The following is a 17,581-nucleotide window of genomic DNA, read 5'->3' on the forward strand; positions in this document are numbered from 1 at the left end:
GATGAAGTGCTTCAGCCGAACCGCGCCCGCAGCTCGGTCTTGAGGACCTTGCCGGTGCTATTCCGGGGCAGCGCATCCACGATTTCGAGTCGTTCGGGCGTTTTGTGCTTGCTCAGTCCCCGCGCTTGACAGTGATCGAAGACCGACGAAAGCGTCACCGCCACACCCGGGCGCGCGACGACGACAGCGCAAACACGCTCGCCGGTCCGCTCATCCGGCACCCCGATGATCGCCACGTCGGCCACCGCCGGGTGGCTGGCCAGGACACCCTCGACCTCCAAGGCCGAGATGTTCTCCGCATTGCGGATGATCGCATCCTTGATCCGGCCGGTGACGACGACGTTGCCGTCGTCGTCGATGCGGCCCAGATCTCCTGTGCGAAACCATCCTTCGGCGTCGAACGCGTGGGCATCCAGAGTTGCGTCGACGTAGCCGAGGAAGCACTGCGGCCCCTTGAGCCGCAACTCCCCCTCCGTGCCACGCGACACCTGCTGTCCAGCTTCGTCGACGACCCGTACCGCAACGCCGGGCACCGGTTTGCCGACGGTGTGATCCAGCAGCTCCGCCGGACCGTTCGGCGCCTGAGAGGTGGCGACCGGAAATTCGGTCAAGCCCCACGCATTGGCCACGCCGTCGACCGAAAGCGTTTGTCGCACTTGGTGACCGAGCTCGGCGGTGATTGGCGCACCCCCTCCGACGCAGCCCCGCAGATCGGGGTAGAGCGGTTCGTCGCCATGCTTCGCCTGCGCCGCCATGAAGGCGACGAAGAAAGGCGTCGCGCTGCCCAGCAGAGTCGGGCGGTGCGCCGCGATGGCGACAGGGGTCTCGACGGGGTCGAAGGCGTCGAACAGCACCAGCTTCATCCCGGTGAGCAGGGCCGCGGCGAGCATCGCGGCGCCTCCGATGTGCGAAACCGGAAACGCGATGGGGTTGACGTCGCGACTGGACGCCCCGACGATCCCGATGACCCCTGCCGAACCGGCGATGACCGACCGGTCGCAGTGCCGCGCTCCTTTCGGTGCCGCCGTCGTGCCCGACGAATAGTAGATCCACCGCGGTTCCTCGCCGCCGCGCGGCGGTGGAGGCAGCTCTTTTGGTTCCCCCACCGGCAGCCGAAGCCCGCCGGTGACGGGTGCGTCGTGGTCGACGACCACGACGGACATGGGCCGCTCACCGGCACGTTCACGGGCGAGCTGATACGCGAGCGCGGTGTGGTCGAAGTCGCGCCACAATCCCGGGACGATGATGACTTCGGTCCCGAGTTGTGCTGTCACAAACCGCAGTTCGCTCTCCCGCCATATCGGCAGCACCGGGTTCTGCACCGCACCGAGGCGCGCCAGCGCCGTCATGACGACCATCGTCTCCAGCGTGGTCGGCAGTTGCCAGGACACCACCGTGCCCGCACCGATCCCCCGCTGCGCCAGCGCCGCCGCACAAGTCAGTGCGGAGTCCCGCAGCTGCGCGCACGACAGGCTGCGCCCATAGTCGTCCGCGAGGACAACCCAGTCGGGGTGCGCCCGCGCGGCGGTCTCCACCAGGGACCAGTAGGTCTGCGCCGCAGGACGTGAGGTCATCGGCTCGGCAGGTGCAGTCGGCGCTTGGCAAGAATGTTGCGCATCATCTCCGAACTGCCGCCCGAAATCGTGTAGGCGCGCGACCACAACCAGCATTCCCGCAACCGTTGTTTGGCGTTCTGCACCTCCGGGTCCGCGACCCCGGCGACGGTCGCGGACGCCGCCAACTGGGCGCCGTAAGCCGCGACGCGGTGGTATGTCTCCGCAAAACTCAACTTCGCGATCGAGCCGTCACCCGGTCGTTCGTCGCCCGATGTCAGCCGCTCCACGTGATCGTCGATGAACGCCTTGGCCACTTCGACCTCCACGGCCAACTCGGCGACCTTCTGGCGTATGTCGGCGGACTCCAGCGCGGGTGCGCCGTCGACCTGCGCGTGGCGGGCCACGACGACCAGATCATCGATCAACAGTTCCAGCAGAACGACGTTTCCACCGATGCCGAATCGTTCAAAGTCCAGGCCCGCCATGATGATTGACCAGCCGTCGCCCGCTGCGCCGATCAGGCTCTCGGCACCGACGCGGACTCCGGTGAGGAAGACCTCATTGACCTCGATCGCATCACCGATCGTGCGGATCGGACGAACCTCGACGCCGTCTGCCGAGAGCGGCACGGCGAAGACCGACAGGCCGTGGTGGCGCGACGACGCCGGGTCGGTGCGCATCAGAGCGAGGCCCATGTCGGCCCAGTGGCCGTCGGTGATCCAGGTCTTCTGCCCGTCGAGGCGCCAGCTGCCGTCGTCTTGCCGCGTACCGCGGCTGCGCACTCCGGCGATGTCGCTGCCGGCGTCGGGCTCGCTGAGCAACTGGCACCAGACATGTTCGCTGCGCCGAATCGATGGCAGCAGCATTCGTTTCTGCTCGTCGGACCCGAAGTGCAGAAGGACATGGGCGGCCAGGTTCACCTGGTCCACCGGGCGCGGCGCGCGGGCGCGCAGGATCTCCTCGCTCACGATGCGGTCGTGCAGCGGGTGGTAGTCGTCGCGACCGCCGTATTCGACCGGCCAGTCCGCACCGGCAAACCCCGCCTCGAACAAGCCGGCGAACCACGTGCGCAACAGGGCTTCCTGCTCGGCGGTCTCGGGCGCTCGGTGGCCTTCGCGCGCCTCGATCGCCGGTGCGTGTTCGGCGATGTGTGCCCTGACGCGATGCCTGAACTCGGTCAGCTGCGCCTCGGTGGGCCGGTTGACGAAAGCGCTCACCAGCCGGACACCTCCGCCAGCAGCGCGCGACTCGACCGCGCCGTGCCGATCAGGTGAGAGTTGGTGAAGACGCGACGCAGTTCGTAGTGCAGCGGGTACTCCCAAGTGAATCCGATGCCGCCAGACAGTTGCATGCATTCGTCCACGGCGGCCGATGCTTTCGCCGCCACGAACGCGTGCGCGGCCGCCGCCAGGGCGGTCGCCCTTTCGTCGCCGGAGGCTATGGCGCGCGCCGCTTTCATGATGACGGCCCGGGCTTTGACCTCGAAGACCAGCAGCTCGACGAGCCGGTGCTGAATCGCTTGGAAGCTCGCGATCGGCGCCCCGAACGCCACGCGCTCCCGCAGGTATGCCGTCAGACGTTCAAGGGTCATCGAGGCGGCGCCCAAGGAGTCGGCGGAAACGAGCAGCCGAGCCACGGCCATCAGCTCTGTGGCCCTGCCGGGCGGCCCGATCAGGGTGCTGGGCGCGTCGGTGAGGTCGATACGCCAGACCGTTCTGGTGACGTCGAGCAAGTCGCCGTCCAGCACCGTCCGCGCGGGATCCGGGTCACGAATCAGGTGAATTCCGTTGCGTCCCAGAAGCACAATGATGTCGACTTCATTGCCGCGAATGATCCGTGCGGAGGCGTCCGCGGCGGCGAAGCCCGCTACCGTCGTGCCGGCGAGCAGACCGGGGAGCAACTGTTCCCTCACATCGGCGGGCGCCGAGGCAAGCGCGCCGGCCGACATTGTGGTACCGAACCATGCCGACCTGTCGTTCGCTCGTCCGAGTTCTTCGGCTATGACGCACGTTTCGACGGGACGCCAGCCTGCGCCACCCGCCTCCTCACCGACGAGCAGCGCGGTCCAGTCCATCGCGGCAAGGTCCTTGACGGATTCCTTTTCGCCGCGCTCGGCCAAAAACTCCCGCGCAGACCCGCGCAGCAGGTCGAGGTCGACGTCGTCGTCTGCCATCGGGCGGTTAGCTCCGGGAGAGCAACTGGTCGGCGTTGTCACGCATGATCCGCCGCTTGGTGGCGTCGTCGAGCGGGTCGAGCAGCTTGGCAAATTCGGCCGGCACGGCCAGGCCTTCGGCGTGCGGGTAATCCGAGCCCATCACCAAGCAGTCGTCGTATCCCAAGCCCGCGACGATTCCTGGGATGTCGTCCTCGGGGTACGGCACGACACGGACATGACGGCGGAAGATCGCCGAAGGCCGCTCCGTCAGCTTCCCACCAATCCAAGGCCCGTTGCGGCCCATCCCTCTGCTCTTGTCCATGTGTTTGACGAAGAACGGCACCCATTCCGCCCCGTGCTCGGCGACGAGGACGTTCAGGCCCGGGAAGCGACCGAAGAGGTTGTCGAAGATGAGAGCGGACAACGTCTCCTCGATCGGGCGCTGGCCGTAGACATTCATCCACTGCCACGCCGACATGTGCCAAGAAGCCGGGTCGGAGTTTTGTCCCCAGGCGGGCGAGATCGCATTGAAGTACCAGAACGGCATGATGTGGAACACCAGGATGCAGCCGGCCTCCTGCAAGCGTGCATAAATCGGGTCGAAGTACGGGTCGCCAGGCGATCGACCGTAAGCCGGCCCGGTCGGCAACAGCACGAACTTTGCGCCCTGCGCGATGATGGCCTCCGTCTCGGCGATCGCAGAATCCAAGTCGCGCAACGACATCAGCGCCGTGGCGAAAATTTTGTCTTCGTAGTTGAAACCCCACTCTTCGTCGAACCATCGGTTGAACGAGCGCAGGTTGGCGTACAGTGCCGCTGTGTCGTCGACGTAGTGTTCGGCGGCCAGGGCCATACCGCTGGGATAGATGACCATACGCTCGATGTTCTGCTCCGCCATGACGGCAAGGCGTGCACCGCGCTCGATGAATTCCGGTTGCATGGGTTGCGGCTCGTAGGACTCCTCGGGGTTGCCCGATCCCATCTGCTTGAGCATCTCCTTGAGCGAGCCCGGCCGATAAGCGACATCGAGGCCCAGTCCCCCTTCGCTGTTGAACGTGGCGACCCGATGTCCCGCAAGGATCACCTCGACGCCGTCCGCTCCGCGCACGGTGGTGATCGCCCGGTCCCGAAACTCCTCCGGCAGATAACGGGTGAACGCGTCCCGCGTCTCGTAGCAGTGGGTGTCGCAGTCAAAGATGCCGTAGTCGAGTTTCGTCGTCACCGCTTCGCTCCTTAAGCGCGAGAATGATTATTCTCTATTTTCACAAAACATACTATCCTGATCCGACAATGGCCATCTCGCGCGGGATGGCCAGGCGCCCGAGTGAGGGACGCCGGCGTCAGCCGCGATCGCGCAAAGGAAGACATGACTCCATCAAAACCGCTGTACGACAACATGATCGGGTGGGCACCGCTGAGCGTTCGGTCTGCCGCGTTGCGTATCACAGATCCCGCAGCAGCCCGGGTGAGGCCGAACCGGGAGGCCCGGCGTGCCGTCAAGTGAGGTCGACGAACTTCGCAGCGTCGTCCGCGACTACTTGAGCGCGACATCGCCCAGCGAGACCGTTCGCAAGCTGATGGCGACGGACATCGGGTACGACGAGGCGTCGTGGCGCCAGATGGCGGGCGAGTTGGGACTGCAGGGCATAGTCGTGCCGGAACGATGGGGCGGGGCCGGTGCCGGTGTGGTCGAACTTGCGGTGGTGTTCGAGGAAATGGGACGCGCGCTGGTGTGCTCCCCCTTCTTCGCCACCGTGGCGCTGGCGACCCAGGCCATTCTCGCCAGCGAGGACGACGCGGCGGTGGAGCGGTTCGTTCCTGGGTTCGTCGACGGTTCCACCACCGCGACGCTGATCCTCAACGGCCAACTCGGCGCGTGGGACCCGGATGCCGTGACGTTGCGGGCCGACCGCCGGGGCGCCGGTTATCGGATCCGTGGTGAGGCGCCGCTCGTTATCGACGGTCACACCGCGGACGTCGTCTTGGCGCCGGCCATCACCGACGCGGGCGTGTCGTTGTTCGCGGTACGTGCCGGGCCAGAGGGGCTTTGTCGCACGCCGTTGGCCGGACTCGACCGCACCCGCAAGGTGGCGCGGGTGCAGTTCGACGGCGCACCGGCGGAGCTGATCGGAACAGACGGTGGTGCCGCGAACTTCCTTGCCCGCACATCGGACCTCGCGCTCGTCGCGCTGACGGCCGAACAGGTCGGCGCGGCGCAACGGTGCCTCGATATGGCCGTCGACTACGCCAAGAATCGAATTCAGTTCGGTCGGCCGATCGGTAGTTTCCAAGCGGTGAAGCACCGGTGCGCGGACATGTTGGTTCAGGTGGAGGGCGCGCGATCGGCCCAATCGCATGCGGCCGCAGTGGCCGGCACCGATGATCTCCCGACCGCCGCGTCGGTCGCGAAGATGGTGTGTTCGGAAGCCTTCCTGCAGGTTGCGCTCGACAACATGCGCATCCACGGCGGAATCGGCTTCACCTGGGAACACGACGCCCATTTGTACGTCCGGCGCGCCAAGGCCAGTCAGCTGATCTTCGGCGACCCGGACTACCACGCGCAGCGCCTGGCCACGCTCGTCTCTGAATGAAAGGATCCTCGTGACCGTCTCCTTTTCCCTCGAACTGCCGACTCATCGTGTCGAAACGGTCGATGAGTTCGTAACCGCTGAAGCGATCGCCGAAATCGCGCGAGTGGCCGAGGAGAGCGGGTTCGCAGCCGTCCACGTCACCGATCACCCCGCACCCGATGCGAAGTGGCTCGACCACGGCGGCCACCACGCCCTTGATCCGTTCGTCGCGTTGGCTTTCGCGGCCGCCGCAACGACCGACGTCAAGCTGTTGACCAATGTCTACATCGCCGCTTACCGCAATCCGTTTCTCGGCGCCAAATCGATCCAGAGCCTCGCGGCGTTGTCCAACGGGCGCCTCATCCTCGGAACTGCCGCCGGATATCTCAAACCCGAATTCAAGGCGCTCGGAATCGATTTCGACAACCGCGGCGCTCTGCTCGATGAGGCGCTGGACGTGCTGGACAAGGTGCTCACCGGTGAGGACATCGCCTACCAGGGGACGTCATTCGCCGCCCGCGGTGTTCGGCTGCGCCCGCTGCCGACGACTCCCCCACCGGTATGGGTCGGCGGCAACAGCAAGCCGGCCGTGCGCCGGGCGGTATCGCGCGCTCAGGGGTGGGCGCCGTTCAACACGTTCGGCTACGCCGCCGCATCGCGCACCGCGGAGATCTCGACCATCGAGGATTTGGAGGTCGCGATCGGCTGGGCCAAGCAGTACGCGGCCCAAATCGGCCGCACCGCACCGCTGGACATCTGCTTCTCCGCGGGAAACCTCTTGGAGGACAGCAGATCGGCCGACGAACGTCACGCCATCATCGCGCGGCTCGCTGCCGCCGGGGTCACCTGGTTGACCATCGCCCCGTCCGGCTCCGACCGGAGCGAACTCATCGAACGTTCGCGCGCTTTCGCCAAGGAGTTCATCACGGCATGACCCTTAGGCCATCAGGCTGTCGGCCGCGAACGCGTCCACACTGATCCGGCGATGGGCGAACAGCCACCGACCATTCAGGGGCACAAGAACGTCGCGGTAGCGGCCCCAGTGGTCGAGTCCGATGTCGGTGTGGACCGCGAAGTAACTGCTGACCTCGACCCTGGTGTTTGCCACCGACCCGAACCGAATGCTGGAGACATGGTGGCGGACGTGGGTCGGAGCGCGCCGTGCCGGCTGGCCCGGTGTCGAAGGCCGGGTCACCGCGGCGCCGAGGCCGGCCTCGATTTGCGCGGGCCCCGTCAAGCGCTCGGCACCGCCGGTGAATTCCAGCACTCCCTCGTCGCAGAAACACGCCGCCAGCGCACGAAGATCGAATCGATCGGTGGCGGCGGTGTAGTCGGCCAAAGTCTGCCGTACCGACTCCCGCACTTCAAGCTCCCAAGCCTCCATCGGTCCTCCTCGTGGAAATTGAGTTCCAGCACACGATAACGTCTATTCTCATGCCACAACCCAGCCTTCAAGCCATGCTCGATCCCGCAACCACCGCGCTGGTGACCCAGGAGTGCCAGGGCGGGGTGATCGGGCCGCAGGCCGGCCTTCCATTGCTCGCCGAAGAGGCCCGGCGCGAAGCCATTCCCAACATCGCCAGGCTGCTCGGCGCCGCCAGGGCGGCCGGTGTCGCGGTCGTGCACTGCCTGATCGAGAAGCGCCCGGACAACCGGGGATCGAACAGCAATGCCCGGCTGTTCATGGCCGGAAAATCGTTCGCCGCCGACCTGACTCCCGGCAGCCCCGGCGCATCGGTCCTGCCCGAACTCGGTCCGGTACCCAGCGACCTCGTGCTGACCCGCACCCACGGCGTCGGACCGATGACGGGTACCGATCTTGACTCGGTGCTGCGGAACATGAACATCAAGACCATTGTGGGAGTGGGCGTTTCGGTCAACATCGCCATCCAGAACTTCGCGATGGACGCGGTGAACCGCAGCTATCAGTTCGTGTTGCCGCGTGACGCGGTGAGCGGGTATCCACGGGAGTACGCCGAGTCCATCATCGATAGCACGCTGTCCCTGCTCGCCACGGTGACCACCACCGATGCCGTGATTGACGCGTGGAAAGGGATCCCGGCGTCCTGACCCCGTCTGGATGTTGAAAAGCCAAAGTGATAACGTCGTTCTCACTTATCGTAAACGATCATATTCGCTGCTCGGAGGAGGGATAGCCTCATGTCACCCCGGTCTCTGCCGTACCCGGTTTTCGACATCGACAACCACATGTACGAGACGACGGACGCGCTCACCAAGTACCTGCCGAAGGAGCACCGCGGAAAGGTCGGCTACGTCGAGGTCAACGGCCGACCCAAACTCGTCGTCAAGGACCACATCAGCCACATGATCCCCAACCCGACGTTCGAGCGAGTCGCCAGGCCGGGCAGCGCGGAGGACTATTTCCTGGGCAACAATCCCGAAGGCCTCAACTTCCGCGAATTCATCGGCGAGGCAATGGATGTCATCCCGGCATACCAGTCACCCGCGCCGCGACTGGAACTGATGGACGAACTCGGCATCGATCAGTGCGTCATGTATCCGACGCTCGCCAGTCTCATCGAGGAACGCACGACCGACGACGTCATCCTCACGCACGCGATCATTCATGCGCTCAACGAGTGGATGCACGAGCACTGGACGTTCAACTACCACGACCGGATCTTCGCCACCCCCGTGATCTGCCTGCCCCTGGTGGACGAAGCCATCAAGGAATTCCACTGGGGCCTCGAGCGCGGCATGAAGACATTCCTGGTGCGGCCCGCACCCGTGCCCAGCCGGTTCGGCGGTTCGCGCTCCATGGGCCTCCCCGAGTTCGACCCGTTCTGGGAAGAGGTCGTCAACGCCGGCATGCCGGTCACCATGCACGCCTCGGACAGCGGCTACCAAAAACACCTCATGGAGTGGGAAGGCGGCGACGAGTATCTGTCCTTCAAGCCGAGCGCGTTACGCGAAGTCGTGATGGGCCACCGCGCCATCGAGGACACCCTGGCCGCGATGATCTGCCACGGCGCGTTGTCGCGCTTCCCCGATCTGAAGATCTTCTGCGTCGAGAACGGCAGCGGGTGGGTCCGCAATCTGCTCGAGCAGCTCAACACCGCGTACAAGATCATGCCCAAGGAGTTCGACGAGCACCCGGTCGAGGTGTTCAAGCGAAACATCTACATCCATCCGTTCCTCGAGGACGACCTCAAGGGGATTATCGACATCATGGGCGAGGATCACGTGATGTTCGGCTCCGATTTCCCGCACCCCGAGGGCATCGGTGATCCGCTGAGCTTTGTCGACCGGCTCGACGGTGTCTCCGAGGCCGCCAAGGCGAAGATCATGGGAGGCAACGCTATCGAGCAGTTGGGGCTCAAGGTTCCGGCATGACCCGGGCGCGCACATCCCCGAAGGTTTACGACGGAATCGCCGACTTCGAGGCTCACGTCGGCGAGCACCTTGGTTTCAGCGACTGGCGCCAGGTCACGCAGAAGGAAATCGACTTGTTCGCCGAGGCGACCGGTGACCATCAATGGATCCATGTCGACCCTGAGAAGGCGGCCGCCGGTCCCTACGGCAAGACCATCGCCCACGGCTATCTGACCTTGTCGCTGGTACCCATTCTCGTGCAACAGATCTACCGGGTAACCGGCTTGGCGATGCAAGTCAATTACGGAAGCGACAAGCTGCGCTTCCCCGCCCCGGTACCGGTCGATTCCCGCATCAGGGCTGGCGCCGAACTGCTCAAGGTTGAGCGCAACGACAAAGGCGGCCGGGCCACGGTTCGCGTCACCGTCGAAGTGGAGGGCAGCGATCGCCCGGCGTGCGTCGTCGACACGATCGCCGCGATGATCGACGCCTGACCGAACGGGCCGAGTTCATCGACTATGCGTTGAGAACGCGTTCCCCGATCACTCGTTGCTCCCGCAACGCGGCAATCTCCTGAGCGGAAAGTCCAAGCGCTCCAAGCACCTCGGCGTTGTGCTGCCCGAGTGTCGGCGCGGCGGCCCTGTGCTGGTGTATGGGTCCCGGCGAGATGCGAAAAGGCCAGCCGGGAAACCTCTGTCGGCCGGTGATCGAATGGTCCAGGTCCTGATAGAAGCCGCGCGCGTCGAGTTGCTCGACGTCATACATCCGATCGGCCGTCAACAGTCGCTCGGCGGGCACACCATGCCGGCCAAACGTCGCCACGACCTCCTCCGCGGTTCGCTCGCACGTCCAATTCGCCAGTACCTCGTCGAATTCGTCGTGGTGTTCCCGGCGCGCTGCAGCGGAGGCGAATCTCGGGTCGTCGCGCAGGTCGGGGCGGTCAATGGCGTCCAGCACCGCTCGCCAGTCATCGTCATGACGCACCGAGAGCGCGACCCACTCGTCGACATTGCCGGTCGAATAGACGCCCTGCGCGTATTCGCGGTGGCGGTTTCCCTCACGCGGGCGCACCGATCCCGTCAACGAGTATTCGATGACGGGTTCGGCTGTCACCGCCGCGCCGACCTCGATTTGCGCCGCCTCGATCAGCTGCCCCTCGCCGGTGGACCGCCTGTGCTCGAGGGCGGCCAGCAGCGCGACGCAGGCGTGTACGCCGGCGATCGGGTCGGCGGGCCCCTGCAGATTGCACGGCGGGCCGTCCGCATAACCGGTCGCGGCCGACATGCCTGACACCTGTTCGATGTTCAGCGCCCAGCCCACGTAGTCGCGCCACGGCCCCTGGAGCCCGAACCCGGGCATCCGCACCATGATCACGCCGGGATTGACCCGCGCGATGGAGTCGTAATCCAGTCCGAATTGTTCGACGACGCGCGGCGAGAAGTTCTCCACCACCACGTCGGCCTCCGCAGCCAGTCGCAGCGCCAACTCTCGACCGGTGGCAGAGGTGAGATCCAGCGTGATGTCGCGCTTGTTGAGATTGGTTCCCTGCCACAGCGGCCCGCGCTCGTACCAGTCGTCGCCCTCGCGCAGCAGCGAGCCCGAGTAGCGGTGTCCGTCGGGCCGCTGAATGGATTCGACCTTGATCACGTCCGCCCCGAACGCACCGAGGTAGCACGTCAGATACGCGCCCGCCCAGAAAGTGCTCAAGTCGAAGACCTTCAACCCGGCGAACGGCAAAGAGACGTCGGCGACGTCACCCGTCGGGCGCGGTGCGTCGCGCTTGCTCCACTTGGCCTGCGCTCCGTTTGTTCGGAGGGCGGGAGCGGGCAATGGCGGCGGTACCGGGGTCTTCGAGAGCCGGAACGGCGCGCCTGGCCTGGTGAATCGCCATCCGTCGGTGGCCGCGTCGACGAAAAACCCTCGCTCCGCATACTGCGGGCAGCCCAGGATCGTGTCGCCGTCGGTGATCGGCGCCGCGGGTATGCGCATGGCCTGGCTCAATTCGACCAGATCGGCGACGGACATCGATTCCAGGAACGGCTGGGCCTTGGCGAAGAACTCGTCGCGCTCGGGCCCGCCGAGCATGATCGCGAGCTGGTGGTCGCCGAACTCGGGCAACCCGACCATCGCGCAGACGTCCAGCCAATGCTGACCGGTCAGGCAGTTGATCCCGATCCAGCCGTCGGAGGCACGCACAATACCCAGCATCGGCGCGGCTTTGGAATTCGTCGGCAAGCCAAGGCTTTTCAAGCGGGCGGCCATCAGCATGGGATAGGGCAGCGTCGCCAACAGCGACTCGAACATCGACACGTCCACCTCGACCGGCCGGTGCGTTTCGGCCGTGGCGACGCGTAGGGCCGTCAGCGCGCCGAGGGCCGCGTATCCGCCCGCGATGTATTCCGGGATGCGGGCGCCGGCCTGTAGCGGCGCCCGGCCGGGCTCGCGCACGTTGATCCAACCCGCCGCCGCCTGCAGGGTCAGCGGAGTCGTCACCCGGTCACGCAGTGGCCCCTCCTGGCCGAAGCTGGAGATCCGGACCACGACGAGATCCGGGTTGACCCGGGCCAGGGTTTGCGCGTCCAGACCCCACGCCCGGCGCTCAGGTGCGCCCCCCGGTAAGTCTTCGACCAGGACATCCGCCTGCGAGATCATCTCGCGCAGGACCTCAAGGCCACGTTCCTGCGCGAAATCAACCGTGGCGCCGCACTTTCCGGCGTTCAGGTACTCGAACAGCCCGCTTCGCTCCGGATGAGGGCCCTCTGGGGGAAAGGGACCCCAACGGCGCAGTGGGTCACCTGACGGGGGCTCGACCTTGCGCACGTCGGCGCCCAGGTCCACCAGCAGCTTCGCGCAATAGGGACCCGCGATCTCGGAGGCCAACTCGACGACGCGCAAGCCCGCCAGGGGTCGGTTCACGCGGGTATCCCGATGGCCTTGGGCTCCATATAGGCCCGCAGTCCCATCACGCCGCCCTCCCGACCGATGCCGCTCTGCTTGAAGCCTCCGAACGGCGCGTCTCCGGGGATTGTGCCGTTGACCGATACCTGTCCGGTCCTCATCCGCCGGGCGATGGCCACCGCGCGGTCGATGTCGCTTCCCCACACCGCGCCGCCGAGGCCATAAGACGAATTGTTGGCGATGGTCACCGCGTCATCGTCGTCGCGATACCGCAAGACGGTCAGCACGGGACCGAACACCTCCTCCTGCGCGATATACGAATCGGCGGCGGCATCGGTGAGTATCGTTGGCTCGAAATAGAAACCGCTGTTCAGATCCTTCGGGCGGGCTCCCCCGGCCACGACGGTCGCACCGTCGGCTTCGGCGCGTTTGACGAAGCCCTCGACACGGTCGAGGTGCTCGCGGCTGATCAACGGACCCATGGTGACCGCCGGATCGACGGGATCGCCGATCACGACTTCGCGGGACAGTGCGGCGAGCCGGTCCACCACCTCGTCGTGGATCGCCTCGGGCAGCAGCAACCTGCTGTTGAGAATGCAGGCTTGACCAGCATGCATCGTGCATCCCTCGAACAACAGCCGTTCCAACAGGTCGTCGGTGACGTCGACGTCGGGCAGCAGGATGGTCGCCGACTTGCCCCCGCATTCCAGCAGAACGCGCTTCATGGTGGTCGCCGCTCCCGCCATCACGTCGCGGCCGACGACAGAGCTACCGGTGAAGCTCACCATGTCGACCCTGGGATCCAGGGTCAGGCTCCTGCTGGCCTCGACGCTGGTCGGCGTCACCACGTTGACGACGCCAGGGGGAATGTCCGTGTCCTCGTCGATGATTCGCGCCAACGCCAGCCCGGCCAGCGGTGTCAGCGGGGAAGGCTTGAGCACCAGCGTATTTCCCGCCGCCAGTGCCGCGCCCAACTTCATGACGTTGAGGGTGTGCGGGAAGTTCCACGGCGTCATGGCCGCCACCACACCGAGGGGTTCGTAGCGCAGCAGTGTGGTGCCCGCGGCCCCCCAGGCATCCATCGGTGCCTCGGCGGGCTCCGCCGCGAGCTCGGCGGCATGGCCGACCATGAATGCCGGTCCGTCGACGTGAATCAGCCGTTCGTTCGCGGAACAACCCCACTCGGCCAGCGCGAGTGCGTAGATCTCCTCGCTCCTGGCCATCAGCGCATCGCTGAGTTGTTGCAGGCATCGGGCCCGTTCCGCGGGCTCTGCCGCGGGCCACGGGCCCGTGTCGAAGGCGGACCTGGCCGCTGCGACCGCCTGCCGGACCTGCGCCACGCTCGCATCGGGCGCCGTTTGGATCACCACCTCGGTGGCGGGATTGACGACGTCGTAGCGTCCGCAGTCCGGGTCGGTCCACTGGCCGTCAATGTAGTGACCGTAGGCCTCGAGGAGCGAACCCGACCCAGCCATCCTGCCTGCCTTCCTGACTGCACGATCGTGAAGCAGCGCGGGCGACGCCACCGAGATAACTTACATACTCAACCTGTGTGTACACGCCGACCGCGACGCCGTCAACGGCTAATTTGAGCCAGTTTTAGCCCAATATGCGGCGATTGACAGATGATCTGGCTCTCCTGTAGACAGCATGGAAACGGACATTCTTGCGTTATCTGTCCGGCCAGCCCAGTGTCCAAGGAAGGCATGCGGTGCCCACTACTACTGTTCCCTTGCACTCTCCGGACTTCTACGCCGGCGATCCCTACCCGGTCTACCGGGAACTCCGCAACACGACGCCAGTGGTGTGGAACGACGTCACGAACTTCTGGGCGCTGTTGAAGTACGAGGACGTCCGCTACGTTTCGGGCCACCCACTGACCTTCTCGTCGACGAAGGGCATCACGATTCCGGATCCCAGCCAGCCTGAACCCGTTCAGGAAGGCAACCTCATTTTCACCGACCCTCCCCGCCACCGGCAGCTCCGCAAGCTCATCAACTCCGGCTTTTCCCGCCGGCAGGTGCAGTTGCTCGAGCCCAAGGTGCGCCAGATCGTGAAGGGCATCGTGGACAGTGTCGAGCCGTCGCGAGAGTACGAGTTCGCCGAGGAGATCGCCGCGCCCCTTCCCACCCGGATGATCGCCGAGATGCTCGGTGCCCCTCCCGAAGACTGGGAGCAGTTCCGCGCGTGGTCGGACGCGGCGGTCGGCACCGCCGACCCGGACATCGAACTGGACTCGATCGTCGCCCTCGGTGAGCTGTACGAATACTTCACCAAGCTCATCGCCGCGCGGCGGTCCGGCGAGGTCAGCGGGCAGGACGACCTGCTGAGCATCCTGGCCGCGGCCGAGGTCGACGGCGAGCGGCTCACCGACGCGGATCTGCTCAACTTCTCCTTCCTGCTGTTGGTCGCCGGCAACGAAACCACACGCAACCTGATCGCGTTGGGCACGTTGGCGCTGATCGACCACCCCGACCAGTTCGCGCTGCTGCGATCGGACCCGTCGCTGCTGCCCAGCGCGGTCGAGGAGATGCTGCGATTCACCAGCCCGGTCACCCACATGGCCCGCCGCGCGACCGAGGACGTCGAGATCCGCGGCCAGCAGATCAGGGCGGGCGACACAGTGGTCATGCTCTACGGCTCCGCCAACCGCGACGAAGAGATCTTTGGGCCCACCTGCGAAGAGTTCGACATCACCCGTAATCCCAACCCGCACATCGCGTTCGGGGCCGGGGAGCACGCGTGCCTTGGCGCCCAGCTCGCGCGCCTGGAAGCCAGGGTGATGTTTGAGGTGCTACTGGGCGCCTTTCCCACGATCGAGCTCACCGGTGACGTGACCCGGCTGCGCGCAACCATGGTGCCGGGCGTGAAACGCATGCCAATCCGACTGGGGGCGGGCAACTGATGGACTTCGACTACACGCCCGAACAGGAGCAGCTCCGAAAGGACTACCGGACGCGCCTGGAGGCGGTGATGACCCCGGAGCGCCGCGCCGCCGTCGCCAACCTCACCGAGGGGGGCGCCGCGATGACCGAGTGCCGGCGGGCGCTCGGCGATGCCGGGTTGCTCGGCGTCGCCTGGCCGGTCGAATACGGTGGCGGCGGGCTGACCGCGTTGGAGCAGTACATTTTCTCGGAGGAAGCGCGCAGGGTCAACGCACCGTTGCCGTTTGTCACCCTAAACACTGTGGGCCCCACGCTCATTCAGTACGGCACCGAGGAGCAGAAGGCCAAGTTCCTCCCGGCGATCCTCAAGGGCACCGTTGATTTCGCGATCGGTTACTCGGAGCCCGGCGCCGGGAGCGACCTCGCCTCGCTGCGGACCACCGCGGTCAGGGACGGCGACGAGTTCGTCATCAATGGTTCAAAGATGTTCACCAGCGGCGCGGAGTTCGCCGACTACATCTGGTTGGCGGCGCGCACCGACCCAACCGTCAAGAAACACAAGGGAATCACCCTGTTCATCGTGCCGACGGACTCGCCCGGGTTCTCCTGGAAGCCGCTACACACCATGCCGGGGGTGTCCACGTACTACACGTTCTACGATGACGTCCGGGTACCCGAGAGCGCCATCGTGCTCGGCGAAAACCAGGGTTGGACGCTGGTGACGAACCAGCTCAACCTCGAACGCGCCGCCCTGGGCAACCTCGGTGCCCTGGAGCCGCTCTTCGCCAAGACGCTCAAGTGGGCGTCGACGACACCGCTCGACGACGGCATGGTCATCGATCAGCCCTGGGTGCAGCAGGCCCTGGCCCGGGTGGAAGCGCAGGTCGCCGCCTACCGGCTGCTGAACCTGCGCGTGAACGCGACGATGAGCTCGGGTGCCCTCGGTATGGGCGAGGCCTCGGCGGCAAAGGTTTTCGGCACCGAACTCACTCAACAGGTCGCCCGCGAGCTGCTCGAAGTCGTCGGGCAGGCGGGTGTCCGCAAGGACTCGGCGGCTCCGCTCAAGGGCGAGCTGGAGAGCGCCTACAGGCTGGCGGTCATCAACACATTCGGCGGCGGAGCCAACGAACTTCAACGCGACATCATCGCTATGGCCGGCCTCGGGATGCCCCGCGCACCCCGAGACGTGCGGGCCTCCGGAAAGGAGAAATCCACGTGACAGAGCTAGCCAAAGACGACCTGCGCGAGCGCCTCGACGCGTTGATCGGGACGCCCACCGACGGAGTCGGCAGACCCTCCCGCGCCCCTGATCCGGTGAACGCCGCGATGATCCGGCACTGGGCGTACGCGTTGGACGACATGAATCCCGCCTACCTTGATCCCGAGTTCGCGGAGAACTCCCGCTACGGTGGCCTGGTTTCCCCGCCGGTGATGCTGCAGAGCTGGACGATGCCGCCGCCCAAGCTCGCCGGCATCCATGAGCGCGGCGGCGTGCCGATCGAGATCAAGACGAACCCGCTGCAATTCCTCTCCGACGCCGGTTACACGGGCATCATCGCGACGAACTCTGAGTTTGAGATCGAACGCTATCCCCGCGTCGGCGACGAGATCACCGGTGAGACGGTGTTCGACTCGATCTCCGACGAGAAGACGACCGCGATGGGCAAAGGATTCTTCGTCACGTGGGTGACCACCTACCGCGATCAGAACGGCGAAGTCATCGGCCGCCAATGGTTCCGCACGCTGCGATTCAAGACGGGAAGCTGATGGCGACCAGACTTGCTCCGTCGATCAGCCCGGACACCGAATTCTTCTGGTCGGGCCTCAAGGACCACAAGCTGCTGATCCAGCGCTGCGCCGACTGCAAGACGTTGCGGGTGCCGCCCCGCCCGATGTGCGGAAATTGCCAGTCGCTCAACTGGGATTCCATCGAATCAACCGGGCGCGGAACGGTTTACAGCTTCGTGATGCCGCAATACCCGCCGCTCCCCTTCCTCCAATACCCCTACGTCGTGGCACTGATCGAGCTCGACGAAGGTGTGCGCATCGTGTCGAACCTGTGCGATATCGAACCGGCGGCCATCGACGTCGGTATGCCCGTCGAGGTCTTCTACGAGACGTTCGAAGCAATCCCGAGCGGGGACGAGCTGGTGCTGCACCAGTTCCGGCCCGCCCGCTGAACAC

The 17,581-nt window shown here is 65.7% G+C and carries 16 protein-coding genes; 9 read left to right on the forward strand and 7 right to left on the reverse strand.

The window, feature by feature from the left end; translation table 11 throughout:
- Positions 1–11: 11 nt before the first annotated feature.
- From QGN31_RS17080 to QGN31_RS17095, 4 genes are read right to left on the reverse strand one after another with little or no spacing between them, the layout of a single operon-like run.
- On the reverse strand, positions 12–1,574 hold the full coding sequence (locus QGN31_RS17080; protein ID WP_009956493.1) for a class I adenylate-forming enzyme family protein: 1,563 nt from the start codon (positions 1,572–1,574) through the stop codon (positions 12–14).
- A complete protein-coding gene (locus tag QGN31_RS17085) occupies positions 1,571–2,773 on the reverse strand; it encodes an acyl-CoA dehydrogenase family protein (protein WP_009956496.1) in 1,203 nt (400 codons plus the stop codon). Before QGN31_RS17085 ends, QGN31_RS17080 begins: the two co-directional genes overlap by 4 nt.
- Positions 2,770–3,729 (reverse strand): acyl-CoA dehydrogenase family protein, encoded by a 960-nt coding sequence (locus tag QGN31_RS17090; RefSeq protein WP_008255411.1) that lies wholly within the window; start codon positions 3,727–3,729, stop codon positions 2,770–2,772. The genes QGN31_RS17085 and QGN31_RS17090 overlap by 4 nt, the downstream gene beginning before the upstream one ends.
- Before the next feature lie 7 nt (positions 3,730–3,736).
- Positions 3,737–4,933, reverse strand: coding sequence for an amidohydrolase family protein (locus QGN31_RS17095; RefSeq protein ID WP_008255409.1), 1,197 nt, complete (start codon positions 4,931–4,933; stop codon positions 3,737–3,739).
- Between the two features lie 268 nt (positions 4,934–5,201).
- Between QGN31_RS17095 and QGN31_RS17100 the strand changes: the two genes are divergently transcribed.
- Complete coding sequence (locus QGN31_RS17100; RefSeq protein ID WP_008255407.1) at positions 5,202–6,302, forward strand: acyl-CoA dehydrogenase family protein; 1,101 nt, start codon at positions 5,202–5,204, stop codon at positions 6,300–6,302.
- Positions 6,303–6,312: 10 nt separating this feature from the next.
- Positions 6,313–7,215, forward strand: coding sequence for a TIGR03619 family F420-dependent LLM class oxidoreductase (locus QGN31_RS17105; RefSeq protein WP_008255406.1), 903 nt, complete (start codon positions 6,313–6,315; stop codon positions 7,213–7,215).
- A 3-nt stretch (positions 7,216–7,218) separates the two neighbouring features.
- On the opposite strand, the gene QGN31_RS17110 is transcribed toward QGN31_RS17105, so the two are convergent.
- Positions 7,219–7,665, reverse strand: a complete 447-nt coding sequence (locus QGN31_RS17110; protein ID WP_008255405.1) for a nuclear transport factor 2 family protein — start codon at positions 7,663–7,665, stop codon at positions 7,219–7,221.
- A 74-nt stretch (positions 7,666–7,739) separates the two neighbouring features.
- Here QGN31_RS17110 and QGN31_RS17115 point away from each other — a divergent pair, with 74 nt between their 5' ends.
- The 3 genes from QGN31_RS17115 to QGN31_RS17125 all read left to right on the forward strand — a co-directional run bounded on the left by QGN31_RS17115 (position 7,740) and on the right by QGN31_RS17125 (position 10,108).
- A complete protein-coding gene (locus tag QGN31_RS17115; protein ID WP_014941652.1) occupies positions 7,740–8,351 on the forward strand; it encodes an isochorismatase family protein in 612 nt (203 codons plus the stop codon).
- 90 nt (positions 8,352–8,441) lie between these two features.
- Positions 8,442–9,635, forward strand: a complete 1,194-nt coding sequence (locus tag QGN31_RS17120; protein WP_008255403.1) for an amidohydrolase family protein — start codon at positions 8,442–8,444, stop codon at positions 9,633–9,635.
- Positions 9,632–10,108, forward strand: a complete 477-nt coding sequence (locus tag QGN31_RS17125; RefSeq protein ID WP_008255402.1) for a MaoC family dehydratase — start codon at positions 9,632–9,634, stop codon at positions 10,106–10,108. The genes QGN31_RS17120 and QGN31_RS17125 overlap by 4 nt, the downstream gene beginning before the upstream one ends.
- A 22-nt stretch (positions 10,109–10,130) precedes the next feature.
- Here the strand turns inward: QGN31_RS17125 and QGN31_RS17130 are convergent, their stop codons facing one another.
- Together QGN31_RS17130 and QGN31_RS17135 are read right to left on the reverse strand one after the other, a co-directional pair.
- Entirely contained in the window at positions 10,131–12,530 is a 2,400-nt protein-coding gene (locus tag QGN31_RS17130) for a CaiB/BaiF CoA transferase family protein (RefSeq protein WP_014941651.1), read from the reverse strand.
- Entirely contained in the window at positions 12,527–13,987 is a 1,461-nt protein-coding gene (locus QGN31_RS17135; RefSeq protein WP_008255400.1) for an aldehyde dehydrogenase family protein, read from the reverse strand. Before QGN31_RS17135 ends, QGN31_RS17130 begins: the two co-directional genes overlap by 4 nt.
- Positions 13,988–14,244: 257 nt before the next feature.
- Between QGN31_RS17135 and QGN31_RS17140 the strand changes: the two genes are divergently transcribed.
- Genes QGN31_RS17140 through QGN31_RS17155 form a run of 4 tightly spaced genes read left to right on the forward strand, consistent with a single transcriptional unit; the run spans position 14,245 to position 17,577 of the window.
- On the forward strand, positions 14,245–15,417 hold the full coding sequence (locus QGN31_RS17140) for a cytochrome P450 (protein WP_008255399.1): 1,173 nt from the start codon (positions 14,245–14,247) through the stop codon (positions 15,415–15,417).
- Positions 15,417–16,616, forward strand: a complete 1,200-nt coding sequence (locus QGN31_RS17145; RefSeq protein WP_008255398.1) for an acyl-CoA dehydrogenase family protein — start codon at positions 15,417–15,419, stop codon at positions 16,614–16,616. The genes QGN31_RS17140 and QGN31_RS17145 overlap by 1 nt, the downstream gene beginning before the upstream one ends.
- A complete protein-coding gene (locus QGN31_RS17150) occupies positions 16,613–17,164 on the forward strand; it encodes an FAS1-like dehydratase domain-containing protein (RefSeq protein ID WP_009976136.1) in 552 nt (183 codons plus the stop codon). The genes QGN31_RS17145 and QGN31_RS17150 overlap by 4 nt, the downstream gene beginning before the upstream one ends.
- Positions 17,164–17,577 carry a Zn-ribbon domain-containing OB-fold protein gene (locus QGN31_RS17155; RefSeq protein ID WP_014711340.1) on the forward strand — a complete coding sequence of 138 codons (414 nt, stop codon included), beginning with the start codon at positions 17,164–17,166 and terminating at the stop codon, positions 17,575–17,577. The genes QGN31_RS17150 and QGN31_RS17155 overlap by 1 nt, the downstream gene beginning before the upstream one ends.
- The last annotated feature ends 4 nt before the right edge of the window (positions 17,578–17,581 follow it).

It is taken from the genome of Mycobacterium sp. 2-64 (assembly GCF_035918375.1).
Classification (GTDB): Bacteria; Actinomycetota; Actinomycetes; order Mycobacteriales; family Mycobacteriaceae; genus Mycobacterium; species Mycobacterium intracellulare.